Raw genomic sequence first — 26,040 nt, 5'->3', positions numbered from 1 at the left:
CCGCAGCAAGAGGAAGTGGACGCCTTCATTGTCCTGGAGGTCGCATATCCATGTTTACCCTGTTTTTCTCCCCCGGTTCCTGCTCCCGCGCCAGCCATATCGTGCTTGAGGAATCCGGCCTGCCTTACACGGCCCACCGCGTCAATTTCGCCGAGGGCGAACAGCGCTCCGAGACATTTTTGAAGATCAATCCGAAAGGCCGCGTGCCGGCGCTCGCCACCGCAAGCGGCGTGCTGACCGAGACGCCCGCCATTCTCGCCTTCATTGCCCAGATGGCGCCGGAGAAGAAGCTCGCACCGCTTGACGATCCCTTCGAATTCGCCGTCATGCAGTCCTTCAACGCCTTCATTTCCTCCACCGTGCATGTCGCCCACGCCCATGGCCGGCGTGGCAGCCGCTGGGCGAGCGACGATAGTTCGCTGGCGGATATGAAGGCGAAGGTGCCGCAGACCATGGGCGAGTGCTTCGAACTGATCGAGCACGGCCTCTTGCATGGCCCCTGGGTTCTGGGCACGGCCTATTCGGTGGCCGATCCCTATCTCTTCGTCATGTCCGGCTGGCTGGAAAGCGACGGTGTGGATATTGCCCGTTTCCCGAAAGTCCACGACCACTTCCGCCGCATGAACGACCGCCCGGCGGTGCAGCGGGCGCTGGCGAGCGAGAGGGGTCAATAGTTACTGCCGTCATCCTCGGGCTTGTCCCGAGGATCTGCAACGTATTGATTTTATTTGACGTGGTTGGATCCTCGGGACAAGCCCGAGGATGACGTTGAGTACGGAGGGACGTCTCCAGTCCGCGCCCAAAGCAAAGCTCGTGTCAAGCCGCCTCGGCCGCGCGCGTATCCCACATGGTCTTGAATGCCGTGCGCGCCTGGCAGCGGGTGAGCCAGGCCTTTACCGCCGGATGGGCATCAAACAGCGGCTGGTGACCCTGCGCATAACGAACGATTTCCGCCGCATTGAGATCGGCGACGGTGAAACGATCCCCCACCAGATAGTCATGTTGGACAAGATGCTGCTCCAGCACCCGGAACGGGCGCTTCAGCAGCCGTGCGGCAACATCGATCACCGCTTTGCCGCTGTCGCTCTCCGACAGGCCTTCGGCGATGGCGGAGGAAATTTTCAGCGAATTGGTCTCGATTTCGGTTGCGGCAAAGAAAGACCATTGCAGCATCGCCGCATCTTCCTTCAGATCGACCGGGGCGAGCGGCCCGCCATATTTGCGCACCAGATAGAGATTGATGGCCATGGATTCGTAAAGCACCATGCCGTCATCCTCGATGCAGGGAATGGTGCCCATCGGATTGACGGCGAGAAACGCGGGCGACAGCGTGTTGAGCGGCGCGTCAGTGGCGAGCGGATCGGCAAGACGGCGGGCCTGTATGACAGGCACATGCTTGAATTCTATGCCGAGTTCGCCTGCCAGCCAAAGTGTGCGCGTGGCGCGGGACCGGTAGACACCGTAAATCGTCAACATCGAAATTACCCCTTGAACCTGTTCGATGGCGGCACGTTACGGTCTCGCCGCTTTAAAGTGAAGTTGCAGATATCAGGGGCAACTATGATTTTTTCTGATCCGTCAGGAAGTCCGTATCCGGCGATAGCCGGTATTCGAAACGGTCGATGAACCGCTCGAACAGGCGGGCGAAAGTCTCCACATCGTCGGCCGGCCATCCATCCATCACATCTTCGATGACGCTCATCTTGGTGCGGCGCATTTCCTGCAGCAGGCTGGTGCCGAGCGGCGTGATCTCGACGATGCTGCGGCGGCCGTCTTCCTGCGAAACGCCACGTTTCAGCAGGCCGCGCCCCACCATGTCCGCCACCACGCGGCTACCGCGTGAGGGATCAATGCGCATGCCCTCGGCAATCGCACCCACGGTGACATCACCTTCGGCGCGCCGCAGAATATCCAGAACGTCGATGTGCGAGAGTTCGAGACCCGGAGCGAGCTTGGCAAGCGCCATGCGGCCGATGATGCGGCGACCGATCATGATGCGCATGCGCGTCATCGTATTGCCGATCCGCTTGATGTCCTCGGGCAGATCTTCGTTCCAGTTTTCCTCACTCGCCACTCTCGGTCGTTCCTTTTCTTGCGCGTTCGCGATCACATTTAGCGCGAATAGCATGGATGTCAAAAACTTGCCATTGACATATATATGCTGATAGCACACAAATTGTCGCAGCAAATATGCCGGAACTCAACGAGATTTTTCATGGATATGTCCGCAGCCCCCGTGGCGCCGCTTGTGTCGGATCATCGGCGCAGGCTCATCGTTTTCCTATTTCTGATGCTGGCCATGTTCATGGCCACCCTCGACAACCAGATCGTATCGACAGCACTGCCCACCATCGTCGGTGAGTTCGGCGCGCTGGAACGCTTCGGCTGGATCGGCTCCGCCTATCTTCTGGCAACCAGCGCGGTCATGCCTGTTTATGGCAAGCTCGGCGATCTGTTCGGGCGCAAATATGTGATGATCGCGGCGGTGGTCATCTTCACGCTGGGCTCGCTCGCCTGCGGTCTGGCCTGGTCGATGGATAGCCTGATTGCTGCCCGTGTGTTGCAGGGGCTTGGCGGCGGCGGCATCATGGTGTCGATCTTTTCCGTCAATGCGGATCTGTTCGAACCGCGCGAACGCGCCCGTTACCAGAGCTATTCCAGCCTCACCATCATGGCGTCAGGCAGTGTCGGCCCGATCCTCGGCGGCACGATGAGCGACCTGTTCGGCTGGCGGTCGATCTTCCTCATCAACCTGCCGCTCGGCATCATCGTCATTGCGGGCCTGGCGCTGATGTTGCCTTACCGTCGTCCGGCGCGCCAGCCGAAGATCGACTATCTCGGTGCGGTGCTGCTGGCGGCCACCATTGCCAGCGTGGTGTTCTGGGCCGATAGCAGCGAATTGTTCGGCTCGCTGATCGCCGCCCCAAGCCTCGGCATCATCGCCTTCGCCGTCATCGCCGCCTTCCTCTGGGTGCAGGTGGAGCGCCGTGCGCCGGAACCCGTCGTACCGCTCAGGCTGTTCAAGGATTCGACCTTTCCGCTCTTGATGATCGTGTCGCTGACCAGCGGCGGCATCGGCATCGGCATGGTCAATTATTACGCCCTGTTCCTGCAGACCACGACCGGCCTTTCCCCCTCCCATGCCGGCCTGTTCTTCATCGCCGTTACCGGCGGCATCGTCATGGGCTCGCTATCGGCCGGCCGGCTGATTTCGATTACCGGTGTCTACAAGCCGTTCTCGGTGGCGGGGCTCACCATCAACCTCGTCGCCATGCTGCTGTTCACGCAAATGCACGCGGGCACGCCGTTGGCACTGATCGCCGCGCTGATGCTGGTGCAGGGTTTCGCCGTTGGTCTCGGCCAGCAGGCGCCGATCATCGGTGTGCAGAACTCCGCGCCTAAGGCGGATATCGGTGCGGCGAGTGGCGCGGTGACGCTGACCCGCATGGGCGGTGCTGCCATCGCCATCTCGGTCTATGGCGCCATCGTCACCTCCAGCCTCAAGGGCGTGGCGGTGGATATCCCCGGCGTCGGCAGAATAGAGGAACTGACGCCGAAAATGCTCGCCGAACTGCCCGCGGCCTCGCAGGCCGCAGTCGCTTCGCTCTATTCGGACGCCTTTACGCCGCTATTCTTCGCGGCCGCCGCAACCGCTGCCATCGGCCTTGCGGCGGCGCTGATGTTGAAACCGGTGCGCCTGCCGGCCGCGGTTGAGGCGAAGCCGGCGGAAGCGGCGGGGGAATAAGATGGAGAGGGCGGGCGTGTAAACGCCGGCCTTACGCGGCGTTTAATGATTTTTCAACGGCCAGCCGGAAGCCGAGCGCATGCAGGACTTTCTGCACGGTCTCGTAGCGGAGCTTCGAACCGGGTTTAAGCGCTTTATAGAGACTTTCCCGGCCGAGACCCGATACATCCGCGACATGCGACATTCCGCGAGCTCTGGCGACTGCGCCAAGGGCGGCGATGAACACATCGGGGTTTTCGTCTTCCATCGCCACTGCCAGATATTCGATCATGGTTTCATCGTTATCCAGATAGTCCGACACATCAAATTTGCTAAATTCCGTCACGGCCATCCCCTCCTATTGCTTGCGCCATCGCGATTGCGCGCTTTATGTCCCGCCTCTGAGACGACTTATTCCCGCCGATCAGGAGGAAATAAATCCTCTTGCCGACACGCGTGAAATAAACCCGATAACCCGGACCGAAGTGGATACGCATTTCTGAAACGCCTTCACCCACCGGCTGACAATCGCCGAAATTCCCGTGCTCGGCTGCCGTGAGGCGATGAAGAATCCGCACCTTGCCGGTGCGATCTTTCAAAGCCTTCAGCCACTCGTCGAACTCTGCCGATTTCTCGAAACTGTTTATCATGTAATGTATCCAAATAGATACATTTTCGCAAGCTCAAAACTCATGGTCGTCCTCTAAGCCGGCCTTACGCTGGTGTTGCGTGCGAACTACGGCCGCAACTCGATACAGCCCCGGCTCAAAGCCGCAATGACCGGGAGGTGACGGCAAAACAAAAACACCCCTGCGGGAAATTTAACGCCCGTTCCGCGTTATGCTCGCAGCACTTTACATTCGCGCGGGCGGCCCTATCTTAATGAATATGAAGCCGGAACAGCTCCTGAACTCCACGCCCAAAGGCCTTTATTGCCCGGCGGGCGATTTTTATATCGATCCCGTGCGCCCGGTGGCGCGGGCGCTCATCACCCATGGCCATTCCGATCACGCCCGTGCCGGCCATGGCTCGGTGCTGGCCACGCGCCAGACGCTCGATATCATGCGCATTCGTTATGGCGAGGATTTCTGTGGCAGCGAGCAGGCGGTGGCATTCGGCGAGAGGGTGGAGGTGAACGGCGTCACCGTCGGGTTCCATCCGGCCGGCCATGTGCTGGGTTCGGCGCAAATCTCCGTCGAGATGAACGGCATGCGCATTGTCGCATCGGGGGATTACAAGCGCGGCATCGATCCCACCTGCGCGCCGTTCGAGACGGTGCCCTGTGACGTCTTCATCACCGAGGCTACCTTCGGCCTGCCGGTGTTTCACCATCCGCTGCCGCGCGTGGAAATCGGCAAGCTGCTCACTTCCATCAAACAATTTCCCGAACGCACCCATCTGGTCGGCGCTTATTCGCTCGGCAAGGCACAACGTGTCATCCGGCTATTGCGCGATAATGGTTATGCCGAGCCGATCTACATCCACGGCGCGCTGGCGCGGCTTTGCGATTATTATGTCTCGCAGGGCATCGATCTCGGCGACCTGAGGCCCGCCACGCTGGAAAAAAGCAATCCAGCCGCCTTCAAGGGCGCGATCGTCGTCGGCCCGCCCTCGGCCTTTCAGGAACGCTGGGCGCGGCGCTTCAACGAGCCGCTGATCGCCTTCGCATCCGGCTGGATGATGGTGCGGCAACGCGCCAAGCAGGGCGGCGTGGAACTGCCTTTGGTCATATCAGACCATTGCGACTGGCCTGAATTGCTGGAGACCATCAGGGAAATCGGCCCGCAGGCCGTCTGGGTCACCCATGGCCGCGAAGAGGCGCTGGTGCGCTGGTGTCAATTGCAGGGCATTGCCGCCAAGCCGCTGCATCTTGTCGGTTACGAAGACGAGGGGGATTGAGATGAAAGCCTTCGCCACCCTTCTCGACCGCCTTGTCCTCACTCCGTCGCGCAACGGCAAGCTGAAGCTTCTCACCGATTATTTCCGCGATACGCCCGATCCCGACCGGGGTTACGGTCTGGCGGCGATTGCCGGCACGCTGGACCTCAAAAGCGTCAAGCCCGCCATGCTGCGCGAGCTGGTGCTGGAGCGCATGGACGAGGTGCTGTTTCGTTATTCCTATGATTATGTCGGCGATCTCGCCGAGACCATCTCGCTGGTCTGGGGCAATATCGGCGGTGCTGATGATTCGGAGGCGCAGGACCCGCGTCTCGGCGACGTCGTGACGCTGATGAATTCGCTTGGCCGCACCGAAGTGCGCGGCGCGGTGCGCGATCTGCTCGACCGGCTCGATACTTCTTCACGCTTCGCTTTCCTCAAACTCGCCACCGGCAGCCTGCGCATCGGCGTTTCGGCGCGGTTGGCGCGGCAGGCGCTGGCGGATTTTGCGGGCAAGGATATCACCGAAATCGAAACCCTCTGGCACGGTCTGACGCCGCCCTACACCACGCTTTTTGCATGGCTGGAGGGCAAGTCCGACCGGCCGGTGCTGGCCACGCCCGCCATTTTTCATTCTGTCATGCTGGCCACACCGGTGGCCGAAGGCGATCTCGATGGCTTAGACCCGGCCGATTATGCCGCCGAATGGAAATGGGACGGCATTCGCGTGCAGCTCTCCCGCGCCGGGGAGACGCGAAAGCTTTACTCCCGCTCCGGCGACGATATTTCCGGGGCATTCCCGGATGTGCTCGATGCCCTCGATTTCGAAGGCGTGATGGATGGTGAATTGCTGATTGGCGGGACAGTGCGCTCCAACAATCTCACGCGCACTTTTTCCGACCTGCAGCAGCGGCTGAACCGCAAGACGGTGACGGCAAAGATGATGGACGATTACCCCGCCTTCATCCGCGCTTACGACCTGCTGTTCGATGGCGAGAACGACATCCGCGGACAAACCTATCTGGAACGTCGTAGGCGGTTGTCCGATATCATCGAGCATGCACCACATGACCGTTTCGACCTGTCGCCGCTGATCGGCTTCTCCACATGGCCGGAACTGGACACGTTGCGCGCCGCTCCGCCCGATCCGGTGATCGAAGGCGTGATGATCAAGCGCCGCGACAGCGCCTATCAGGCAGGCCGCGCCAAGGGGCCATGGTTCAAATGGAAGCGTGATCCCTATAATATCGATGCCGTCATGATGTATGCGCAGCGCGGCCATGGCAAACGATCGAGCTATTATTCCGATTTCACCTTTGGTGTGTGGGCGGAAGGCGAGGGTGGCGAACAGCTCGTGCCGGTCGGCAAGGCCTATTTCGGTTTTACCGATGCGGAACTCGAAGTGCTGGACAAGTTCGTGCGCGACAACACCGTCGAGCGGTTCGGCCCGGTGCGGGCGGTGCGGGCCACGCCGGATTTCGGCTTCGTGCTGGAAGTGGCCTTCGAGGGCATCAATCGCTCCACCCGCCACAAATCCGGCGTCGCCATGCGGTTTCCGCGCATTGCGCGGCTGCGCGCCGACAAGCTGCCGGCCGAAGCGGACCGGCTTTCGACGCTGGTGGCGATGATTGACGGTGTCGAGGGATCGGTGTGATGGTCTGCGCCAGTCTCGAAATTCACTGTAGCTCGCCCTGCCTCTAGTTCCGTCATTCCGGTCCCGAGCCAGTATCCAGCCGCCGCGCGTCGGCGCGGCGAGAAGGGGGTACGCCCAAGGACTTGGGCTGGCTGGATACCGGCTTGAGGCCGGTATGACGGAGAGGGAGCCGGTTATCAGGCAGGAAACATTGCACCGTCCAGAAATTGCCACGATGGCTGCGAATACATTGTTGTCATTCGCGAATCCGTGATTGGACAGTCTCCCGCCGCAGTGCTGAACTGCTAACATTTCCATCCCCGTACTCAGAGTGCACCCATGGCCGATAAATGCTTTCTTTCCTCAGCCTTCGGACAGGAAGAGAGCGGCGTGATATGCCAGGGCCTGACGCGGCGCGGCCTGCTTGCCGGCGCCATGGGCCTGTCGGTGGCAGCGCTTCTGCCGCAGGGTGCGAAAGCCGGCATTGTCGCCCCCGAGGTTCCGCCGCTGGAACGGCAGGATTACGCGGAGGCCCGCCAACATTTTCATACCCGCTTGCTGCGCAAGATGGCCGCGCCGGAAAAATCCTCGGCGCTTGGCACACCGCCCGGCGCGGAACGCGTCACCTATCCCGGCGGGCCGGATGGTTCCATCGAGCTTGTCGCCTGGCTCTCCCACTATCAGCCGTCCAAAACACCGAAGCCGGCAGTGCTTTTCCTGCACGGCGGCAATGCCACGGGAGACGGCCACTGGGCGCTGATGAAGCCCTATTGGGAGGCTGGTTTTGTCGTGCTGCTGCCGTCTTTCCGGGGCGAGAACGGCCAGAGTGGCAATTATTCCGGTTTCTACAATGAAACGGCGGATGCGCTGGCGGCAGCTACCTATCTGGAAAACCTGCCCGGCATAGACAAAAAGCGCTTTTTCATCGCCGGCCATTCCAATGGCGGCACGCTGACATTGCTCGCCGCCATGAGCCGCAAATTCCGTGCGGCGGCCCCCATGTCGGCGGGCGTCAATTCATGGCGTTATTTCAACCGCTATTCGGACGAGATCTGTTTCGACGAAACCGACGAGCGCGAATTCATCATGCGCTCCTCGGTCTGTTTCGGCCCCAGCCTCAAATGTCCGGCCCTGTTGCTGCGCGGCGATGAAGAGCGGCCTTTCGATGCCGATCACCAGCTGTTCGTGGATCGTGCCCTGATGTCCGGGTTCAAGGTGGACAAAAAACTGCTGCCCGGCACCCACAATGGCGTGGTTCCGGGCGCAGTGGTGGAAAGCATCCGCTTTTTTAACGGCTTCGCCTAAAACGCGTTATTCTGCCGCCGGGGGCAGCGCGCCCTGATTTTTGACGATCGACGTCTTGGCCTGCTCTTTCCACCATGCGCCATCTTTTTTATCGGCATATTGGGCACGCTTGTTGGTGAATTGCCCTTGGGTACACATTTCCCGGTAATTGCGAACAGGCACTCCGAGTTCCTTGACCACGGCATGCACCACCGTCGGGCCGGTCATGTCATAGACGCTGACGAGGGTGCCTTCTTCGATATTCTGGGCAATACGATCGGCAATTAGTTTAAGCGCCGGATGACCCGGTCTGGAGGCCATGAAGTAATTCGTCACTTCGCCGTCTTTCATGGCGATGAAAACGGCTTCTTCGTCTGGGCTGATCGCATCTTCCGGGCGCGCCGCGAAATTGGAATCGATATCAAGATAGATGCCGCCGTCCTGTAAAAGGACCAGAACACGCCAGAAATCCGCCTTTGCAGCGCCGACTTGCAACCGGCGGAAGGCATCGGCGTAACGTCCGGGAAAATGGCGGTCGATATAGGCCTGGCACGCCTCGTCATCATGGTAACGATATTCGAATTCCGGGGTCAGCAAACGATTGAACAGGAAATTCGCATAGATCGGCGTTGTGACGCGGTTGGAGTAATTCGTCTGCCAGATGATGCGCGGAATGGCTTTTTCCGATTTTGGCTGGCGTCGCGCAGGCCGATGATCGGGAAGTGTTTTTCTTCTGCCCGGCCGGAGAAACAAATCGATGGAAAAGATAACCTTGACGATATTTCCGCCGATCTTGATCGCACGATAAGCAATGCGGTTATAGCCATGCTTTGACAAGTTCAGCGCTCCTGCGTGTGGAATCGACTATCACGCGCGTGGGAACGGCGGTACGCCGTATTTATTGTACGCAATTAGTTTGTCAATATGCTGAAAGTTGGACCGGCCGAGCCCGAATGAGGAGGCTCGGCCGGTTTGAACTTGGCTGTGGTCAGGCTTTGCTGCGATTGAAATAACCGAGCAGCCGCATGGCATTGGCGGTCACCAGCACCGTGGCACCTGTGTCGGCAAAGACGGCGAGCCACAGGCCGGAAAGGCCGGTGACGGTCGTGACCAGAAACACTGCCTTGAGGCCGAGAGAAATCGCCACGTTCTGGCGGATGTTGCTCATGGTGGCGCGTGAGAGGCCGATGAGGCGGGCGGCATCGCCGACATTGTTGCGCATCAGCGCCGCATCCGCCGCTTCCATTGCCACGTCCGTGCCGGAGCCGATGGCGACGCCGACGCTGGCGGCGGCAAGCGCCGGCGCATCGTTGATGCCGTCACCCACCATCACCACGGTCTTCTTTGCGGCGAGCTTGCGGATTTCCTCGACCTTGTTCTGCGGCAGCAGTTCGCCGCGTGCTTCAAGACCCAGCTTGTTGCCGATGGCACGCGCCGTGCGGGCATTGTCGCCCGACAGCATCAGCGAGGAAATGCCCATCTCCTTCAGCGCCTTGATGCCTTCGGCCGCATCCTTGCGCGGTTCGTCGCGCATGGCGAAGAGACCGCTCGCTGCACCGCCGGCCATGACCACAGCCACCGTCTTGCCTTCGCTTTCAAGTGCCGTGATGCGGTCGGCCAGCTCCTTCGAGAGTGTGCCGACTTCGGTTGCAAAGCGCGGTGCGCCGATGAACAGGCGCTTTCCGCCAACGGTGCCCTGCATGCCGCGACCGGAAATCGCCTTGATGTCGGAACCGGGCAGCGGCTTCACGCCGGCCTTTTCGGCGTGGTTGACGATGGCTCTGGCAAGCGGATGGCTCGATTCATGCTCGATGGTGGCGGCTTCGGCGATCAGCCCTGCCTCGTTGCCGTCAAGCGCCACCACGTCGGTCACCACAGGTTCGCCGAGCGTCAGCGTGCCCGTTTTGTCGAAGGCGACGGTTTCGGTGCGCGCCAGCATTTCGATGACGGCGCCGCCCTTCACCAGCATGCCGTGGCGTGCCGCAGCCGAAAGGCTGGAGGCTATTGCCGCGGGAACGGAGATGACCAGCGCGCAGGGGCAACCGATCAGCAGCAAAGCGAGACCACGGTAAATCCAGGTATCCCAGTCACCGAGACCGGCAAGCGGCGGCACGACGATGGTCAGAGCCGAAATCGCCACGATCAGCGGCATGTAATAACGCGAGAAATTCTGGATGAAGCGTTCGGTCGGCGCGCGCGCATCCTGCGCTTCCTCGACAAGCGTGATGATGCGGGCAATGGTGTTGTCTTCCGGCGCGCGGTCGACACGGATGCGCAACGAACCGTCATGGTTGATCGAACCGGCAAAGACGCGGGCGCCTTTTTCCTTGGCAACCGGGATGCTCTCGCCGGTCATCGGCGATTCATCGACGCTCGATTCGCCCTCCATCACCACGCCGTCGGCGGCGATACGGTCACCGGGACGGGCCACGACCACCTGGCCGATGCGGACCTGATCGGCAGCGACCTGACGGAGCGTGCCGTTTTCCTCGACCAGCGCCGTTTTCGGCAGCAATGAACCAAGCGCCTTGATGCCGGAACGGGCGCGTGCGGCCGCAAAGCCTTCAAGCAGTTCGCCGATCGAGAAGAGCAGCACGACGATGGCGGCTTCCTCCGCCTCGCCGATGAAGATCGCGCCGATGGCGGCAATGGTCATCAGCATCTCGATGGTGAAGACCGCGCCGAAACGGGCGGCGTTGAAGGCATTGCGTGCAATCGGAAACAGCGTCACCAGCGTGGCGACGATGAAGGCATAACCGCCCCAGGCCGGAAAGGTGAGTTCCGCCGCATAGGCGGCCGCGACCAGAATGGTGCCGGTGAAGGTGTTGCGGGCCTTGGCCGTGCGCCACCATGCACCCTTCTCATCGGCGCCATGGGCGTGTCCCACCTCGGCGCTTGGCGTGACTGTCGCGGGCTGTGCCTTTGCATGCGAATGCCCGGCGTGATCATGGTCGTGGCCGCCGCAATTGGCGTGGTCATGGTCCGCATGATCGTGCCCGGAATGATCATGGCCCGAGTGGTCATGGCCCGAGTGATCGTGGCCTGAATGATCATGATCACCGTTGCAGGACCCGTGGTCGTGCCCGTTATCTTCCGCCTTGCCCCGCGCCGATTTGTCTTGCGCCAGCAAGGCGGGTTTGAAGCCGAGCTTGCGCAGCGTATCCTCGATTTTTGCGGTCGGGGTCGTGTTTTCGACAAGCGAAAGGTTCAGTCTTTCTCGCGCAACCGATACCTTGACGTCGGCCACGCCGGGCAGGCGGGAGAGCGCGGTTTCGATCTTCGCGGCGCAGCTGCCGCAATCCATGCCGCCGACCGAAAAGGTCAGGGCATTGTTCTGCTCAACGCTGGGGGCGGCTTCCGCAGGGTGGTGACCTCCGCACGATGAATGGTCGTGGTCATGTTCATGGTCGTGAGGTTCCGCTGCGATCTTTTCGCGCGGAGCCTTCTCCTGCGGCAGCAAAGCAGGCTTGAAACCGAGCTTGCGCAGCGTATCCTCGATCTTTGCGACCGATGTCTTGTCTTCCGCCAGCGACAGGTTCAACCTTTCGCGTGCAACGGACACCTTGACGTCGGCAACGCCGGGCAGGCGGGAGAGCGCGGTTTCGATCTTCGCCGCACAGCTGCCGCAATCCATGCCGCCGACCGTGAAGGTCAGGTCTCCCGATTCCCCGTTCAGATTGCCGCGTGTCGAAATATTCATGGTTTTCGCTCCTGAATTCCAGTCGACAGCCAATCTGGCACCTCTAGCAACTAGAGGTTCAAGGGCAAAAATGCGATTTTCCGATTTTTTTTGAAAAGTGCACACCAGCTTCGCGCCAGCCGCGCGGTTCATCATGCAGCCATATTGGATTCCATGAAGCGGTTCAGATGACAGCACTCTTTATGAAACACTGCCGCCGGGCGGCCTCTCTGGCGGGTCTTGTGGCTCTGCCGCTCCTCAGCGGCTGCCTTTTCGTGACGGATACGACCCGGATGGACCCGGATGTCTTCGTGCGGGAAACGGCGCCGGTCTTCAACTTCAATTCCGTCAGCTCGAACCGCCAGCCGGAACTGCCGCCGCAGCCGGGCCAGCTTTCAACGCGTCCGCCGGATCTGTTCAGAACCCGCTTCCATCAGGAATACGGCCCGCCGGTGCGCGGGCAGGGCCTGAGCGCGCCGCAGGTGCAGGGTCAGGCCGCACCGCTCGCCCCGGATCGTATGGTGACCTATGGCCTGCCGGTTTCCAATCCGCTGCATCGGGTCATGTATGGCCCGATCCGCGACGAGGACCGTTCGCTGCCGGCTATTCCCTATGGTCGCATCGACCCGCGTTATCTGCGGCAGGAAGTAAGCTATCAGACGGCGGAAGCGCCCGGCACCATCATCGTCGATACCAAACAGCATTTCCTTTATCTGGTGCAGCCGGGCGGCAAGGCGATCCGTTACGGCGTCGGTCTCGGGCGCGATGGTTATGCATGGTCGGGCCGCGGTAAGATCCAGTGGAAGGCGAAATGGCCGCGCTGGACGCCGCCGGACGAAATGGTCAAGCGCCAGCCGGAGCTTACCTCCATCTCGGCGGCCAATGGCGGCATGACCCCGGGTCTCAACAATCCGCTCGGCGCGCGTGCGCTTTATATTTTCAAGGACGGCAAGGACACGCTTTACCGCGTGCACGGCACGCCGGACTGGCAGTCCGTCGGCAAGGCGACGTCCTCCGGCTGCGTGCGCATGCTCAATCAGGACGTCATTGATCTTTACGAGCGTGTGCCCAAAGGGGCGCAGATTGTGGTTATCTGACCACGTTCTAAAAGAAAGAGATGCGAGCTCCAATCCACCGGCGCCTTGTGACTGGCTTTTAGCGGTCGGTTAACTATTTTCGCAATACGCATGATACGGAACAAATGACGTACAACGGCGATATAGCCGTTCGAAATGTGGGACAAACCGGCCTTATGACAAGCACCGACACAGATCTTTCCAGACGCACCTTTCTTTCCCTTCTCGGCATCTCTTCCGCTTCGCTTCTGGCGGGCTGCGCTTCATCCGGCACGGGAGACGCCATCCGCCAGCAGGCGAGCGCCATCGGCAGCGATTTCCGCCAGATGTTCTCGCCCGGCGTCAGCGATGCGGAACTGGCCGTCATGTACGGCTCGGTTGAAGATGGCGGTTACGTCATTCCCGCCGTACCCTATCAGAAAATCGACCGGCGTTATTATCGCCAGCGGGTCGTCGACCCGACCGGCGAACGCCCCGGCACCGTCGTTGTCGATACGCGCTCGCGCTTCCTCTATGTTGTGGAGCAGGGCGGCAGCGCCATGCGTTACGGCGTCGGCATCGGCCGCGATGGTTTCGCCTGGTCGGGCGAAGGCGTCATCCAGTGGCGTCAGAAATGGCCGAAATGGACCCCACCGGACGAAATGGTCGCCCGCCAGCCGGAACTCACCAAATATTCGTCCAAGAATGGCGGCATGCCGCCGGGCCTGAAGAACCCGCTCGGCGCACGCGCTCTTTATATCTTCCAGAACGGCAAGGACACGCTCTACCGCCTGCACGGCTCGCCAGAATGGAACTCCATCGGCAAGGCCGTCTCTTCCGGCTGCGTGCGCCTGATGAACCAGGACGTCATAGACCTCTACGACCGCGTGCCGCAGAAGGCACGTGTGGTGGTTTGGCAGTAGGTCTAACTGGACGCTTTAATAAGGCATCCGGTAAATGAATTGACGAATAATGGCTGCAACACGAAGCGTGTTGTGGCCATTATTTATTTCTAATATATCAATATTGTTTTTAGTGCTGATAATCAGTTCTATAGTATATTTATAAATAACGTGACTCTTGTTGGTTTTTTATTATAATAAACACGGGTTGTTCATGATTATAGTTGGCAGGTAGGTACACGTCCCTACGAAATCTTTTACGGTGATCGCTATGGCGTAGCGAGAAACGACGTATTTCAGCTTGGCGGCAGCGAGACCGGAACTCTGGGCGGCATTCGAAACGGTTGGGAAAAATTTATCGGTGGCGCGGGTATAGACACGATATACGTCGCTCCGAAGTACTACTATTCTTGGACTGCTGTGATGATTGATCACAACGGTTTGGATGGTGTCGAGCGTATTGAGTTTAACGGCGCTACCTCCTGGCCTGTAAAACCAGTTTACTTCGCTGGAATGGCAGATTTTTCGAGCGTGACATATATGTCGCCCGGCGTGACGATCTATGGTCGTGAGAACAGCAATATATTCGTCGGTAGTCAGCTTGGGGAGAGGGTCGAAGGCGACGGCGGTGACGATCTGCTCTTTGGCAATGCCGGCGACGATAGGCTGTACGGCGATACCACCGATGTAAATCCTTGGCCGGCGCAATTGAATGCCGCTGGCAATGACTGGCTGTTCGGCGGCACCGGCAATGACTATCTGGATGGTCAGGGCGGTAACGACAATCTGTCCGGTGATGCGGGCGATGACAATCTTTACGGCGGACCCGGAAGCGACCAGCTTAACGGCGGAGACGGCTCAGACAAGTTGTTTGGTGAAGCCGGAAATGACCAGGTGCGCGGTGGGTCTGGAAACGATGAGCTATTTGGTGGAGATAATGATGATCTTCTTGATGGGGGAGCGGGTAGAGACATTCTTTGGGGCGGTGTGGGCGCGGACACTTTCCAATTTGTGACGCAAGCTGCCGTGACTTTGGTTGAAGACTTTGAATTCGGGATCGACAAGTTACGTTTTCATAACGCAATCGCCGATGACTTCAGCGACTTGACGATTATCGATAACTCTGCCGGATATGCGAGTATAACTGTCGCCGATGTCGAAGTTATTTTGAACGGGGTTTCATCAGCCTCGTTGAACAATTCGATGTTCGAGTTTGGCGTGTACGCATAAACTACCAGGCTCCTCCGTCACCGGCGGCGGAGCCTGACTGAATTTTTATCAAATGCTGCAGAAGTAGCATCGGTTTTGTGTTTGGAATAAACGTCGAACATGTAGACTGAGAACATACAGCTCACACTTGTTGCAGCAAGCACGCTAGTAAGGTTGAAGTTCTGATTTTCTATAATTTTTTGTCATAATTCCATTTTCATCAAATATTTCCAGCTCACCGTTTTCTTTATAATCAACCATTTTCTGCCCGTTATTATAGTAAATAATACCTGGAGTTACGGATACTTGTCCGTTTTCCCCAAATTTGAGGGCTATGGCAGAGCCGAAAAATTCTTTTAGAGCTTTCTCGCTATAATACATATCGCTGCGTGATGCTTCGCTGTAATAGCCGTTGTTCGCTGTTCTCAGGGCAGCTAAATCCAGCCGGGCCTGATAGGCGCGATCGCTGGTGAAATATTCGACTTGCTTGTTAACCAGAGCTTCGTCTTCACCATTCGCGATGCGTTTTGCGCCCCATTCAGCATACTGCGCATTATATTCGTCACGCGGCGGCACAATAATTTCAGGTACATAACGGGGGCTTGCCCGCGCAGCTCTTGTGATCAGGTTGGTTACGATGAACTCCGCGTTTTCCGCGGTGCGCTCGATCGGATTGACGTAATAGGACGACATCATATTCGTGGCCGCGGCGTTCATGGCGCTCATCGTCGCTTGCGGAATGGCGGCGGAGACGGTCTCTTTTTTTGCGGCGGTTTCCAGCTTTGCTTTGGTAGCCTGCGAAGCGAGCGTCAAAATCGTTTCGATGGCTTGCGCAGTTTTTTGCTGACCTCCGGCTACCATTCCGAGGATCGGGGTCGCGGCGTCGTTGCCTGATATTTTGGGGACCGAAAAAGTTTGATTGAGAATGGTCAGCGCCATTGAATTTGCAGAGATCAAAGTCATAGCTATGCCTTTTGAAATCTGCCGCAAAAGGCCTTCACCGGCTTTTGAGGCTGGAAACGCTGCTAAAAGTCATTTTAGCTGCATAAAATATAAATACAACTTTATCGGGAATTGGTAAATAAATACTTTCGACACCCCAGATTTTGAGGGGTATTAAGACTTCGAAAGACCGTCCTTCAACGCGTTCACCCGATCCCGCAGCTGTGCCAGCTCCTCCAGCCCGCAGCCGGTGGCGCCGCCGATGGCCGCCATGATCTTCACGCCCTCTTTTTTGAGGTCGGCGCCTTTTGGCGTTAAGGCCACCAGCACCTGCCGCTCATCCACCGTGCCGCGCTTGCGGGTGATCAGGCCCGCATGTTCGAGCCTTTTCAGCAGCGGTGACAGCGTGCCGGAATCCAGCCCCAGCATTTCGCCAAGCGCCTTGACCGTGGAGGTCTGTTTTTCCCACAGCGCCATCATGACCAGATATTGCGGATAGGTCAGTCCGATCGGGTCAAGCAGCGGTTTATAGGCACGTGTGAAAGCGTGCGCTGCGCCATAAAGGGCAAAGCATATCTGCTGGTCCAGCCTCAACAGGCTTTCCATCTTCGTGTCGTTGCCCTCTGCGCCCATAGTCCTGCTCCAAATAAAACCGGGGAGGGAACAATCGGCCCCCGCTTTCGGTTCCTGCCACATGGATGTGCGGCGAAATTTCGTGAAAACTATCGCAAAAAACAAAATTTCATTCAACGTGCAAAATCATATTGCGCACAATTTAATTGTTCGCTATAAAACACTCAACACCAACCCGAAGGGAGTAAATGCCATGCCTATTCTCTACACGACCAAAGCATCCGCCACCGGTGGCCGTGCAGGTAACGCCAAGTCGGAAGACGGCGTTCTCGACGTAACGCTGACCGTTCCGAAGGAACTGGGCGGTGACGGTGCCCGCGGCACCAACCCGGAGCAGCTTTTCGCCGCCGGTTATTCCGCCTGCTTCCTCGGCGCGCTGAAGGCGGTTGCCGGCAAGCAGAAGGTAAAGATCCCCGAAGACACCACTGTGACGGCAACCGTCGGTATCGGCCCGCGCGAAGATGGCACCGGCTTTGGCATCGAAGTGTCGCTGAAGGTCAACATTCCCGGCCTGGAGCGCGAAAAGGCAGAGGAACTGGTTGCTGCCGCTCATATTGTTTGCCCTTATAGCCACGCCATGCGCACCTCCACGGAAGTACCGGTTTCTGTGGCCTGATATTGCAGTCATGAAAAGCAGGGCCGGGGTTTATCCCCGGCCTTCTTGTCTGTAGAAATAAATATGCTATATTCTTTCCAAGGAAAGGATGTGTGCCATGAATATTCACGCCAAGACTGCCATGGATCCTGCAGCGCAGGGCAGGGTCGTCACCAAGGCCGTTATCGCCGCTGCCGAACGGCTGGGCCTGAATGCCGCCCGCATGGCGGATATTCTCGGCGTTTCCGCCCCCACCGTCTCGCGCATGAAAAGACTGGATTTCCTGCTGGAGCCGGGCGCCAAATCGTTCGAGCTGGCGGTGCTGTTGATCCGGGTTTTCCGCTCGTTGGATGCGATTGCCGGCGGTGATGAGGCCGTTGCGAAAAACTGGCTGCGCAATCACAATGTTGCGCTGAACGCCGTACCTGCCGAAAAGCTGACCACCATTACCGGATTGATCGATGTCCTCTCCTATCTGGACGCCCGACGCGCTCCTGTCTGAAAAACGCGCCACATCGGGAAAATACTGGCGGCTGGTGGAAGCACAGCATCAGGTTTCCACCATGAAGCTGGTGGATACGGTGGAGGAGCAATCGCTGCTGGAAGATATTCTCGAGACGAGCAAGCGGCCGTTTCCGCCCGAATGCGCCGGTCTTGATTATCTTCTCGCCACGCCTTTCCGTTATGGCGCCGCTTATCCCTATGGCTCGCGTTTTCGCCGGGCGGGTTTCACCGAGGGTGTTTATTACGCCGCCGCCAGGGTGGAGACGGCGCTTGCCGAAATGGCCTTTTACCGGCTGTTGTTTTATGCCGAATCGCCGGGTACACCGCTGCCCGCCAATCCCGCCGAATATTCCGCCTTCGCCGCCCGCGTTGCCACCGATGCCGCACTTGATCTGACGAAACCGGAGCTGAGCCGTAACGAGGCGCTGTGGACCGATCTCACGAATTACGAGCCGTGCCAGGCATTGGCAGAGCAGGCGCGCGAGGCAAAGGTTGAAGCCATCCTTTACCGCTCGGTGCGCGATCCCGCAGGTGGCCTCAACATCGCAATTTTGTCGCCAAGGGCCTTTGCGGCCAAAACGCCGGTAGAGCGGATGAGCTGGCGCATTCACCTGTCTAAAACCGGGGTGCAGGCCCTGTGCGAATTCCCGATGCGCCGCACGGGGTTTTTGGCCTCGGATTTTGCCAATGACCCGCGTCTGGCCGGCCTCTTGGGGTGACGGCCGCTGGTTGAGCAGACGCTGCCGCTTCTTTCTTCTCCCCGCCGGGGAGAAAGTGGCCCGAAGGGCCGGATGAGGGGGCAACGGTAGAGATTTACGGAGAGCTTGCCCCCTCATCCCGCTGCCGCGGACTTCTCCCCGGCGGGGAGAAGAAACAAGCGGCAGCGTTCAGGCCCGATGGTAAGCCTGAGCCCCGCTACTGCTTGCCCACACGGGCGCGCAGCTCTTCCACATGCGCAGCGATTTCCGGCGTTACGACATCGCCAAAGTCTTCCATTTCGAACAGCGGACGGATTTCGATTTCGCTGCGCTCCAGCATCGGGTTGGGGCAGCGCTTCACCCAGGCCACCGCCTCATCCATGTCCTTGACATTCCACAGCCAGAAGCCGGCAACCAGCTCGTTGGTATGCGGGAAGGGGCCATCAACCACGGTGCGGCTGTCGCCATCAAAAACAACCCTCTTGCCCTTGGAGGAGGGGTGCAGCCCGTCGCCGGATTGCATGATGCCGGCATTGACCAGCTCCTCGTTGAATTTTCCCATTGCCTCCATGAGTTCAGTCGTGGGCATGACGCCATCTTCGCTGCTCTTGGTGGCTTTTACAAAAACGATTGCACGCATGATCTTTCCTCCTCGATTGTATTTTCCGGGTTGTCGGGTCCTTAGTCTGGTTTTCCAGCACGACGGCGCGATGACATTCTGGCCGATAAAAGTGGCGTTATGCCGTCGTGCGGTCAGCCTAGATCGATAAGATCGCGGCGCAGCCGGTCGGGGTCGCCGCTGCCAATCCTTGCTTCGATTTCCGCATGGGTCTGTTCCCAGATGGGAAAGGCTGCCGCCAGCACTGCCATGCCATCCGCCGTCAGCCGCAGCCGTTTGCCGCGCCTGTCTTTCGGGTCCTGTTCGATGCTGACCAGCCCGCGCCGCTCCAGGGGCTTCAGCGCCGCCGTCAGCGTCGTGCGGTCCATGGCCAGAAGATGGGCGACCGGCCCCATCGGCGGCGGCTCCGGCCGGTTGAGCGACATCAGCAGGGAAAACTGGCCGTTATTGATGCCAACAGGCTTCAGCGCATTGTCGAACAGTCGCGCCAAAGCCCGTGCAGCGCGTTGCGCATGCAGGCAAAGGCAGGCGTCCCGCACGAAAAGAGTTGTCGAAAAAGGAATCACGCTGGCGTTTGACATGCGATAAATATGTTGATATCAACCTAATTAGTCAAGCGGAACTTGATGCTCCGCTGATGGTTTAAATGACTTTCAATGCAGAAATAGGCGGTGCCCTCCGGAGGAGCGGAGTGGTGCCGTGGTGAAAGACGGATCCAAGGAGGAAAGATCATGTCTCATCCTGTTGTTTCGAATGAAGAGTGGCTTGCGGCCCGCCGCGATCTGCTGGTGAAGGAAAAGGAACTGACCCGCGCCCGTGATCGGCTGAACGAGGCGCGGCGCGCATTGCCCTGGGAAGAGGTGACGAAAGACTATATTTTCGATGCGCCTTCCGGCCCGAAATCGCTGAAGGAATTGTTCGGCGATTGCAGCCAGCTCATCGTTTATCACTTCATGCTGGCGCCTGACTGGGAGGAGGGCTGCGTTGGCTGTTCCTTCTTTGCCGATCACGTCGATGGCGCGCTCGTCCATCTCAGGCATGGCGATGCGAGCTTCGTCGCGGTCTCGCGCGCGCCGCTTGAAAAGATCGAAGGCTACAAACACCGCATGGGCTGGAAATTCCCCTGGGTTTCCGCCGAAGGCACTGATTTCAACTATGATTATCAGGCCTCCTTCCGCGACGAGGATATGGCCAGCGGCGAAATTACCTATAACTATCGCGAAATGGCGCCCTATGGCGACCTGAAGGATTTGCACGGCATCAGCGTTTTCGCCAGGGGCGAGGACGGCAGGATCTACCACACCTATTCCACTTATGCCCGCGGCGCGGAACAGACGCTCGGCACGCTGATGCTGCTCGATCTGGTGCCAAAAGGCCGTAACGAAGAGGAGGTAATGGATTGGGTGCGCCGGCACGATCAGTATGAGGACGCGCCGAAAGCGGCAGCCTGCTGCCACTGAAACGGGAAGACTAGGAGGAGACAACAATGGAAATGGAAAGCGTAAAGCCGCAGAAGGAACATGAATTCCTGTCGAGGTTGGTCGGCGACTGGGTGATGGTTGCCGGCCATGAGGGATATAATCCTGATGATCCGAACCAGCGTTTCACCGAAACCGTGCGCTCCATCGGCGGACTGTGGATCATCGGCGAGGGCACCGGCAGGATGCCCGACGGCGACCAGATGACAGCGGTGATAACGGTCGGTTTTGACCCGGCAAAGGGCAATTTCGTCGGCACCTGGGTAGGCTCGATGATGACCCATCTCTGGGTCTACAAGGGCTGGCTGGAAGATGACGGCAAGACCCTGACGCTGGAAGCCGAAGGCCCCGCCTTTGACGGTTCCGGCCGCATCGATACCTATCACGACGTGCTGGTGCTGCATGACGACAATCATCGCAGCTTTTCCGGCAGCGTCCGCCAGCCGGATGGCACATTCAAGACCTTCATGACATCGGAATTCCGCCGCAAGGGGTAAGGCCCTGCCGGAACTTGCCGCAACGACAAGCGCCGCCGCGTCCTGCGGCGGGCGATCCCAAATATAGACACCCAAACCTCCTGAGGAGACGAAGATGTCCGATACACATGGAAAATTCATCTGGGTTGAACTGATGACGCCTGATATGGAGGCGGCCGCCCGCTTTTATGGCCATGTCGTCGGCTGGCAGACCAAGGATTTCGGTTCGCCGGAAATGCCCTATCTGGTGCTGGAAGCCAATGGCAAAGGCATGGGCGGCGTCATGGAGCTGACCGAGGAACTCAAGGGGCAGGGCATTCCGCCGAACTGGACCGCTTATGTCGCCGTTGACGATGTCGATGCCTCGGCCAGGCAGTTCGAGGAAAAGGGCGGCTCCGTCATGCGCCAACCGCAGGACATTCCTGAAATCGGTCGGTTTGCGGTGGTGACAGACCCCTATGGTGCGGTTCTATGCATCATGACGCCACTGCCGATGGAAAGCGGCGGTTTTCCCGAAGACGCACAAAGCCTGCTCGGCCATGTCGGCTGGCATGAACTGATGACGGGCGATGTGGATGGCGCGACCGCCTTTTATGGCGAGGTCTTCGGCTGGACCAAGGACCATGATTTCGACATGGGCGAAATGGGGCCGTATCGCATCTTCGCTGAGCACGGCAAGGCCATAGGCGGCATGATGAAGCGTATGCCGCAGGCGCCCGGCTGTTATTGGGGTTATTACTTCAATGTCGACGGTATTGATGACGCCATCACCCGTGTCAGCACCGGCGGCGGCAAGGTCGTCAACGGTCCGATGGAGGTTCCCGGCGAAAGCTGGATCGTCAACTGCGAAGACCCGCAGGGCGCTTTCTTCTCACTTCTGTCGCAGAAGAAATAATGATGCAGGCCCCTCCCGCCACTGAATTGGCGGGAGGGGCCTTCGTTTTGAGAACAGTCATGTCGAAGCGAAAAACGCTTCCGCATCGTCGACTTCCACCAGCCGGCGTTTGTCGATCAGCCAGAACCGTGTTCCAACCGCCCGCACGAAACTCCGGTCGTGCGAGACGAGCACGCAGCTGGCCTGACGGCCGGTGATTTCCGCCTCCAGCGCTTCCTGTCCCTCAATGTCGAGATGGTTGGTCGGCTCGTCCAGCAGATAGAAATTAGGCTCGGTCAGGCGCAGCGCCAGCATGGCAAGCCGCGCCTTCTGCCCGCCGGAAAGCGTTGCGATGCGACGTTTCTGCATTTCCATGTCGATGCCAGCACCGGCCAGCAACCCGTGCGCGCGCTGGTCACCTATGTCGAACCGATGTGTGATGAGTGTCAGCGGCGTGCTGGCATCATCGATTTCGGCGAGCGACTGGTCGACATATCCCGCCACCAGCGAAGGGGTGGCCTTGATGCCCTCCGCCACCGGCTCGTCAGCTCTTATTGCCGCCTTCAGAAGTGAAACCAGCCGTGTCTTGCCGACGCCATTATGGCCGAGAATGACGATGCGGTCGCCCTGGCGGATGAATTGCTGGCCGGTGCGGAACAGCAGGGTGCCATCCGGTGTCGAGACGGGAATATCCTCAAGCGTCACCAGTACCTTGGCGTGTGTGCCGCGATTGGCGAGCTGGATCTTTCCGGCAGATCGATCCTGATGGGCGGGCCGGGCTTTTTCCTCCAGCTTCTCGGCGCGCTCGCGCAATTGCTTGGTCTTGATGGTCAGAAGATCGCTGCCCGAATTGATGCCGATATTGTTGAGCTTCGCCGCCTGCCGGCGCAACTGCTGCACGGTCTTCATGTCACGCTCGAAACGCCGTTCATCGGCGGCATCCTCCTCTTCCAGCGCCCTTCGCGCATGGCCATAGGGCAACCGGAAGAGCGAGGAATTTTCCGGCCGCAGGAACAGCGTGGTTTTGGTGACATTGTCGAGAAAGGCGCGGTCATGGCTGACGATGACCACCGCCGTATCGCGTGGCAATTGTTGAAGAAAACCCTCCAGCACCTTGATTTTTTCAAGGTCGAGATGGTTGGTCGGCTCATCGAGCAGCAACAGGTCCGGCTCGGTGATCCACGCCCGCGCCAGCATGGCAAGCCGCTGCCAGCCACCGCTCAGCGCCTGCAGCGGGCGATGGCGATAACTTTCCGGCACGGCCATCTCGTCGAGGATGATGTCGGCCCGCCAGCTGTCGCTGTCGATCACATCCGCCGGCAGGGCGGATAATACCGCATCCCGCATTGTCCGTGGGAGAAGGGCCGGGGGCAGATGCTGGTGGACGATGGACTGCGTCAACCCGCGCAACCGGGTGATATCGCCGCTGCTGGCATCCAGTTCGCCGGCAAGGCAATTGAGCAGGGTGGATTTGCCGCAGCCATTCGCGGCGACGATGCCGATGCGGTCTCCCGCATGGATGGTGAGGCTGAGACCGGAAAAAAGCGGCTTGCCCAGAATGATTCCGAGGTTTCGAAGCGTGATAAGGGTCATGATGTATCTCTGGCGAAACGGATCAACGACGAAGCTGGCTGCCACATGCGGGCAGGGTTGTTCGGTCGCGATGATCCGTCATGAAAACATGCGTAATGGCAGACGAACTGCGTTCCGCGCGGCCTTTTGGGCAAACCAGAGTTTTGGAAGTTCCGGTCAGCCCTGCAAACGCATCTGCAGGGCAGAAAGGTGGCGGATCTGGCGGTAACGCCAGAAGCAGGAAATATCCATGCGAAGCCTCCTTTCTTGATACGAGTTGAACGGTTTGATGATTAGCAGCGCTGGTGACGGGAGGCAATGGGTTTTGCGCAGGTGCGGCCGTTACAGGATGGCGCCACGGTGCGGCATATTTCTTCTCCCCGCCGGGGAGAAGGTGGCCCGAAGGGTCGGATGAGGGGGCTACGCTAGCGATATGCGGAGAGTTTGCCCCCTCATCCCGCTGCCGCGGGACTTCTCCCCGGCGGGGAGAAGAAACAAGCAGCACGCGCCCGGCCCCATAGGTGCTTCAACCCATATTTACCGCTTCAAACTACCCAAAATCCCGCGCACGATCGCCCGTCCCACCGAGGTCGCCACCGAGCGGGCGGCACTTTTCATCGCCGCCTCGATCACCGTTTCGCGCTGATAGCCGGTCTTGCGCGTGCCGCCATTGCGCGAGCCGGTGGAGGCCGGTGCGGGCTCCTCGTCGCCGAAGCCGGGCAGGCGCCAGCGTCCGGAAGCGTTGTCGGATTGATTGGCGGCATTTTCCTCTTCCGCGCGCTTGGCGGCTTCGGCTTCCGCTGCCTTCTGGGCCCGGGCGGCGAGGATTTCGAAGGCGGATTCCCGGTCGATATCCTTGTCATATTGGCCGGCGACGGGGCTGAGATCGATCAGCGACTTCCGCTCCGCATCGGTGAGCGGCCCGACGCGGCCGGAGGGCGGGCGCACGAGGGTGCGTTCGACGATGGAAGGCGCGCCCTTGTCATGCAGGGTGGAAATTAGCGCCTCACCCGTGCCGAGCGTGGTGATGGTGTCGGCGGTGTTGAAGGCCGGGTTCTGGCGGAAGGTGTCGGCGGCGGTGCGCACGGCCTTCTGTTCGCGCGGCGTATAGGCGCGCAGCGCATGCTGCACGCGGTTGCCGAGCTGGGCGAGAACGGTTTCCGGCACGTCGAGCGGGTTCTGCGTCACGAAATAAACACCCACGCCCTTGGAGCGGATGAGGCGCACCACCTGTTCCACGCGCTCGACCAGCACCTTCGGCGCATCGTTGAACAGCAGATGTGCTTCATCGAAGAAGAACACCAGACGCGGCTTTTCCGGATCGCCCACTTCAGGCAGTTCTTCAAACAGTTCCGAGAGCATCCAGAGCAGGAAGGTGGCGTAAAGGCGCGGGTTCATCATCAGCCGGTCAGCAGCAAGAACCGAAACCGTGCCGCGTCCATCCGCGCCGACGCGCATGATGTCGGCAATCTTCAGCGCCGGTTCGCCGAAGAAATTGGCGGCACCCTGCTGTTCGAGAACCAGCAGCCCACGTTGCAGCGAACCGACCGAGGCCTTGGAAATCAGGCCGAACTGGCTGGAAAGCGCCGACGCGTTTTCGCCCATATAGTTCAAGAGCGATTGCAGGTCTTTCAGATCGAGCAGCGGCAGCCCACCCTGATCGGCGATCTTGAAGGCGATGTTGAGCACGCCTTCCTGCGCTTCCGATGCATCCATCAGCCGGGCAAGCAGCAGTGGCCCCATCTCGGCGATGGTGGCGCGCACGCGATGGCCTTTTTCACCGTAGAGATCCCAGAAGATGACAGGCGATTTGCCATAGGAGAAATCGGTAAAGCCGATCTGCTCGGCGCGTTTCTGCACCCAGTCTTTCGCCTCGCCCTCGGCCGCGATGCCGGAAAGGTCACCCTTGATATCGGCGCAGAACACCGGAACGCCGGCCTTGGAATAGCCTTCGGCAAGAACCTGCAACGTCACGGTCTTGCCCGTTCCCGTCGCGCCGGTGATGAGGCCATGGCGGTTGCCGAATTTCAGTTCCAGATATTCGCCCTTGTTCAGGCTGTCATCCGGATTGCGGCTGGTCCCGATATAGAGCTGTCCGTCCTGCAACATCGACCAATTTCTCCTGCGGCTGATGCATGACCCTTAAAATCACCCTGGATTTCACAAAAGTCATGTCCGAATTAAAAGCGTAACGAGCGTGCCTTGACCGCTGATGGTAAACGCGGCCTTTTCATAGTTTGGTTGTGATGATCTTATAAGGACAGTTTCAAGGCGCAACAACTGCT

At 59.3% G+C, this 26,040-nt stretch carries 26 protein-coding genes; 14 read left to right on the top strand and 12 right to left on the bottom strand.

The window, feature by feature from the left end; all coding sequences use genetic code 11:
- Positions 1-50 precede the first annotated feature (50 nt).
- A complete protein-coding gene (locus tag M0412_RS08575; protein ID WP_142839302.1) occupies positions 51-674 on the top strand; it encodes a glutathione S-transferase family protein in 624 nt (207 codons plus the stop codon).
- Positions 675-816: 142 nt separating this feature from the next.
- On the opposite strand, the gene M0412_RS08570 is transcribed toward M0412_RS08575, so the two are convergent.
- Positions 817-1,476: a glutathione S-transferase family protein gene (locus M0412_RS08570; protein ID WP_269698517.1), complete on the bottom strand. Its 660-nt coding sequence runs from the start codon at positions 1,474-1,476 to the stop codon at positions 817-819.
- Between the two features lie 82 nt (positions 1,477-1,558).
- Positions 1,559-2,074 carry a MarR family winged helix-turn-helix transcriptional regulator gene (locus tag M0412_RS08565; protein ID WP_142839304.1) on the bottom strand — a complete coding sequence of 172 codons (516 nt, stop codon included), beginning with the start codon at positions 2,072-2,074 and terminating at the stop codon, positions 1,559-1,561.
- Positions 2,075-2,215: 141 nt separating this feature from the next.
- Between M0412_RS08565 and M0412_RS08560 the strand changes: the two genes are divergently transcribed.
- Positions 2,216-3,745 (top strand): MDR family MFS transporter, encoded by a 1,530-nt coding sequence (locus tag M0412_RS08560; protein ID WP_269698516.1) that lies wholly within the window; start codon positions 2,216-2,218, stop codon positions 3,743-3,745.
- A gap of 31 nt (positions 3,746-3,776) precedes the next feature.
- Here M0412_RS08560 and M0412_RS08555 read toward each other — a convergent pair whose 3' ends face one another.
- Both M0412_RS08555 and M0412_RS08550 read right to left on the bottom strand, forming a co-directional pair.
- On the bottom strand, positions 3,777-4,076 hold the full coding sequence (locus M0412_RS08555) for an addiction module antidote protein (protein WP_269698515.1): 300 nt from the start codon (positions 4,074-4,076) through the stop codon (positions 3,777-3,779).
- A complete protein-coding gene (locus M0412_RS08550) occupies positions 4,057-4,371 on the bottom strand; it encodes a type II toxin-antitoxin system RelE/ParE family toxin (RefSeq protein WP_269698848.1) in 315 nt (104 codons plus the stop codon). The genes M0412_RS08555 and M0412_RS08550 overlap by 20 nt, the downstream gene beginning before the upstream one ends.
- A gap of 241 nt (positions 4,372-4,612) precedes the next feature.
- On the opposite strand from M0412_RS08550, the gene M0412_RS08545 reads away from it, so the two are divergent.
- The 3 genes from M0412_RS08545 (at position 4,613) to M0412_RS08535 (ending at position 8,540) form a co-directional block, all read left to right on the top strand.
- Positions 4,613-5,623 (top strand): ligase-associated DNA damage response exonuclease, encoded by a 1,011-nt coding sequence (locus tag M0412_RS08545; RefSeq protein ID WP_269698847.1) that lies wholly within the window; start codon positions 4,613-4,615, stop codon positions 5,621-5,623.
- A 1-nt stretch (position 5,624) separates the two neighbouring features.
- Complete coding sequence (locus M0412_RS08540) at positions 5,625-7,256, top strand: cisplatin damage response ATP-dependent DNA ligase (protein ID WP_269698514.1); 1,632 nt, start codon at positions 5,625-5,627, stop codon at positions 7,254-7,256.
- Between the two features lie 318 nt (positions 7,257-7,574).
- Positions 7,575-8,540, top strand: coding sequence for a S9 family peptidase (locus tag M0412_RS08535; protein WP_269698513.1), 966 nt, complete (start codon positions 7,575-7,577; stop codon positions 8,538-8,540).
- 6 nt (positions 8,541-8,546) lie between these two features.
- On the opposite strand, the gene M0412_RS08530 is transcribed toward M0412_RS08535, so the two are convergent.
- Together M0412_RS08530 and M0412_RS08525 are read right to left on the bottom strand one after the other, a co-directional pair.
- Positions 8,547-9,356: a glycosyltransferase family 32 protein gene (locus tag M0412_RS08530; RefSeq protein ID WP_269698512.1), complete on the bottom strand. Its 810-nt coding sequence runs from the start codon at positions 9,354-9,356 to the stop codon at positions 8,547-8,549.
- 151 nt (positions 9,357-9,507) lie between these two features.
- A complete protein-coding gene (locus tag M0412_RS08525) occupies positions 9,508-12,219 on the bottom strand; it encodes a heavy metal translocating P-type ATPase (RefSeq protein ID WP_269698511.1) in 2,712 nt (903 codons plus the stop codon).
- Between the two features lie 167 nt (positions 12,220-12,386).
- On the opposite strand from M0412_RS08525, the gene M0412_RS08520 reads away from it, so the two are divergent.
- From M0412_RS08520 to M0412_RS08510, 3 genes are all read left to right on the top strand, one after another.
- Complete coding sequence (locus tag M0412_RS08520; RefSeq protein WP_142839308.1) at positions 12,387-13,295, top strand: L,D-transpeptidase; 909 nt, start codon at positions 12,387-12,389, stop codon at positions 13,293-13,295.
- Positions 13,296-13,450: 155 nt separating this feature from the next.
- A complete protein-coding gene (locus M0412_RS08515; RefSeq protein WP_065115105.1) occupies positions 13,451-14,176 on the top strand; it encodes a L,D-transpeptidase in 726 nt (241 codons plus the stop codon).
- A gap of 402 nt (positions 14,177-14,578) precedes the next feature.
- The gene (locus M0412_RS08510) at positions 14,579-15,385 is read left to right on the top strand and encodes a calcium-binding protein (protein WP_269698510.1); all 807 of its coding nucleotides are present in this window, start codon (positions 14,579-14,581) and stop codon (positions 15,383-15,385) included.
- 144 nt (positions 15,386-15,529) lie between these two features.
- Here M0412_RS08510 and M0412_RS08505 read toward each other — a convergent pair whose 3' ends face one another.
- Positions 15,530-16,303, bottom strand: a complete 774-nt coding sequence (locus tag M0412_RS08505; RefSeq protein WP_269698509.1) for a hypothetical protein — start codon at positions 16,301-16,303, stop codon at positions 15,530-15,532.
- A 177-nt stretch (positions 16,304-16,480) separates the two neighbouring features.
- Entirely contained in the window at positions 16,481-16,939 is a 459-nt protein-coding gene (locus M0412_RS08500; protein WP_142839311.1) for a MarR family winged helix-turn-helix transcriptional regulator, read from the bottom strand.
- A 193-nt stretch (positions 16,940-17,132) separates the two neighbouring features.
- On the opposite strand from M0412_RS08500, the gene M0412_RS08495 reads away from it, so the two are divergent.
- The 3 genes from M0412_RS08495 to M0412_RS08485 all read left to right on the top strand — a co-directional run bounded on the left by M0412_RS08495 (position 17,133) and on the right by M0412_RS08485 (position 18,757).
- Entirely contained in the window at positions 17,133-17,555 is a 423-nt protein-coding gene (locus tag M0412_RS08495) for an organic hydroperoxide resistance protein (protein ID WP_003511906.1), read from the top strand.
- Positions 17,556-17,652: 97 nt separating this feature from the next.
- Positions 17,653-18,036 (top strand): MbcA/ParS/Xre antitoxin family protein, encoded by a 384-nt coding sequence (locus tag M0412_RS08490; RefSeq protein ID WP_269698508.1) that lies wholly within the window; start codon positions 17,653-17,655, stop codon positions 18,034-18,036.
- Complete coding sequence (locus M0412_RS08485) at positions 17,996-18,757, top strand: RES family NAD+ phosphorylase (RefSeq protein ID WP_269698507.1); 762 nt, start codon at positions 17,996-17,998, stop codon at positions 18,755-18,757. Before M0412_RS08490 ends, M0412_RS08485 begins: the two co-directional genes overlap by 41 nt.
- 196 nt (positions 18,758-18,953) lie before the next feature.
- On the opposite strand, the gene M0412_RS08480 is transcribed toward M0412_RS08485, so the two are convergent.
- Positions 18,954-19,376: a YciI family protein gene (locus tag M0412_RS08480; protein ID WP_269698506.1), complete on the bottom strand. Its 423-nt coding sequence runs from the start codon at positions 19,374-19,376 to the stop codon at positions 18,954-18,956.
- Between the two features lie 113 nt (positions 19,377-19,489).
- On the bottom strand, positions 19,490-19,936 hold the full coding sequence (locus tag M0412_RS08475; RefSeq protein WP_142839314.1) for a MarR family winged helix-turn-helix transcriptional regulator: 447 nt from the start codon (positions 19,934-19,936) through the stop codon (positions 19,490-19,492).
- Positions 19,937-20,086: 150 nt separating this feature from the next.
- On the opposite strand from M0412_RS08475, the gene M0412_RS08470 reads away from it, so the two are divergent.
- The 3 genes from M0412_RS08470 (at position 20,087) to M0412_RS08460 (ending at position 22,204) form a co-directional block, all read left to right on the top strand.
- On the top strand, positions 20,087-20,815 hold the full coding sequence (locus M0412_RS08470) for a thioredoxin family protein (RefSeq protein ID WP_142839315.1): 729 nt from the start codon (positions 20,087-20,089) through the stop codon (positions 20,813-20,815).
- A gap of 26 nt (positions 20,816-20,841) precedes the next feature.
- Positions 20,842-21,330, top strand: coding sequence for a DUF1579 domain-containing protein (locus tag M0412_RS08465; RefSeq protein ID WP_269698505.1), 489 nt, complete (start codon positions 20,842-20,844; stop codon positions 21,328-21,330).
- A 94-nt stretch (positions 21,331-21,424) separates the two neighbouring features.
- Positions 21,425-22,204: a VOC family protein gene (locus tag M0412_RS08460; RefSeq protein ID WP_269698504.1), complete on the top strand. Its 780-nt coding sequence runs from the start codon at positions 21,425-21,427 to the stop codon at positions 22,202-22,204.
- A gap of 57 nt (positions 22,205-22,261) precedes the next feature.
- Here M0412_RS08460 and M0412_RS08455 read toward each other — a convergent pair whose 3' ends face one another.
- Both M0412_RS08455 and M0412_RS08450 read right to left on the bottom strand, forming a co-directional pair.
- The gene (locus M0412_RS08455) at positions 22,262-23,776 is read right to left on the bottom strand and encodes an ABC-F family ATP-binding cassette domain-containing protein (protein ID WP_269698503.1); all 1,515 of its coding nucleotides are present in this window, start codon (positions 23,774-23,776) and stop codon (positions 22,262-22,264) included.
- A gap of 516 nt (positions 23,777-24,292) precedes the next feature.
- Complete coding sequence (locus M0412_RS08450) at positions 24,293-25,864, bottom strand: helicase HerA-like C-terminal domain-containing protein (protein ID WP_269698502.1); 1,572 nt, start codon at positions 25,862-25,864, stop codon at positions 24,293-24,295.
- Between the last annotated feature and the right edge of the window lie 176 nt (positions 25,865-26,040).

Origin of the sequence: Agrobacterium sp. O3.4 (assembly GCF_041414895.1) — a bacterium.
GTDB classification, from domain to species: domain Bacteria; phylum Pseudomonadota; class Alphaproteobacteria; order Rhizobiales; family Rhizobiaceae; genus Agrobacterium; species Agrobacterium cucumeris.
The sequence above is the reverse complement of the archived record's forward strand: the minus strand, read 5'-3'. Positions and strand labels throughout refer to the sequence as shown.

What these genes read in the sequence shown, in the direction of transcription:
- M0412_RS08495 (WP_003511906.1), top strand. Translation starts at nt 17,133, where the DNA reads ATGCCTATTCTCTACACGACCAAAGCATCCGCCACCGGTGGCCGTGCA.
- M0412_RS08515 (WP_065115105.1), top strand. Translation starts at nt 13,451, where the DNA reads ATGACAAGCACCGACACAGATCTTTCCAGACGCACCTTTCTTTCCCTT.
- M0412_RS08560 (WP_269698516.1), top strand. Translation starts at nt 2,216, where the DNA reads ATGGATATGTCCGCAGCCCCCGTGGCGCCGCTTGTGTCGGATCATCGG.
- M0412_RS08505 (WP_269698509.1), bottom strand. Translation starts at nt 16,303, where the DNA reads ATGGCGCTGACCATTCTCAATCAAACTTTTTCGGTCCCCAAAATATCA.
- M0412_RS08510 (WP_269698510.1), top strand. Translation starts at nt 14,579, where the DNA reads ATGATTGATCACAACGGTTTGGATGGTGTCGAGCGTATTGAGTTTAAC.
- M0412_RS08545 (WP_269698847.1), top strand. Translation starts at nt 4,613, where the DNA reads ATGAAGCCGGAACAGCTCCTGAACTCCACGCCCAAAGGCCTTTATTGC.
- M0412_RS08570 (WP_269698517.1), bottom strand. Translation starts at nt 1,476, where the DNA reads ATGTTGACGATTTACGGTGTCTACCGGTCCCGCGCCACGCGCACACTT.
- M0412_RS08500 (WP_142839311.1), bottom strand. Translation starts at nt 16,939, where the DNA reads ATGGGCGCAGAGGGCAACGACACGAAGATGGAAAGCCTGTTGAGGCTG.
- M0412_RS08470 (WP_142839315.1), top strand. Translation starts at nt 20,087, where the DNA reads ATGTCTCATCCTGTTGTTTCGAATGAAGAGTGGCTTGCGGCCCGCCGC.
- M0412_RS08460 (WP_269698504.1), top strand. Translation starts at nt 21,425, where the DNA reads ATGTCCGATACACATGGAAAATTCATCTGGGTTGAACTGATGACGCCT.
- M0412_RS08575 (WP_142839302.1), top strand. Translation starts at nt 51, where the DNA reads ATGTTTACCCTGTTTTTCTCCCCCGGTTCCTGCTCCCGCGCCAGCCAT.
- M0412_RS08450 (WP_269698502.1), bottom strand. Translation starts at nt 25,864, where the DNA reads ATGTTGCAGGACGGACAGCTCTATATCGGGACCAGCCGCAATCCGGAT.
- M0412_RS08535 (WP_269698513.1), top strand. Translation starts at nt 7,575, where the DNA reads ATGGCCGATAAATGCTTTCTTTCCTCAGCCTTCGGACAGGAAGAGAGC.
- M0412_RS08540 (WP_269698514.1), top strand. Translation starts at nt 5,625, where the DNA reads ATGAAAGCCTTCGCCACCCTTCTCGACCGCCTTGTCCTCACTCCGTCG.
- M0412_RS08480 (WP_269698506.1), bottom strand. Translation starts at nt 19,376, where the DNA reads ATGCGTGCAATCGTTTTTGTAAAAGCCACCAAGAGCAGCGAAGATGGC.
- M0412_RS08485 (WP_269698507.1), top strand. Translation starts at nt 17,996, where the DNA reads ATGTCCTCTCCTATCTGGACGCCCGACGCGCTCCTGTCTGAAAAACGC.
- M0412_RS08520 (WP_142839308.1), top strand. Translation starts at nt 12,387, where the DNA reads ATGACAGCACTCTTTATGAAACACTGCCGCCGGGCGGCCTCTCTGGCG.
- M0412_RS08465 (WP_269698505.1), top strand. Translation starts at nt 20,842, where the DNA reads ATGGAAATGGAAAGCGTAAAGCCGCAGAAGGAACATGAATTCCTGTCG.
- M0412_RS08525 (WP_269698511.1), bottom strand. Translation starts at nt 12,219, where the DNA reads ATGAATATTTCGACACGCGGCAATCTGAACGGGGAATCGGGAGACCTG.
- M0412_RS08555 (WP_269698515.1), bottom strand. Translation starts at nt 4,076, where the DNA reads ATGGCCGTGACGGAATTTAGCAAATTTGATGTGTCGGACTATCTGGAT.
- M0412_RS08455 (WP_269698503.1), bottom strand. Translation starts at nt 23,776, where the DNA reads ATGACCCTTATCACGCTTCGAAACCTCGGAATCATTCTGGGCAAGCCG.
- M0412_RS08475 (WP_142839314.1), bottom strand. Translation starts at nt 19,936, where the DNA reads ATGTCAAACGCCAGCGTGATTCCTTTTTCGACAACTCTTTTCGTGCGG.
- M0412_RS08490 (WP_269698508.1), top strand. Translation starts at nt 17,653, where the DNA reads ATGAATATTCACGCCAAGACTGCCATGGATCCTGCAGCGCAGGGCAGG.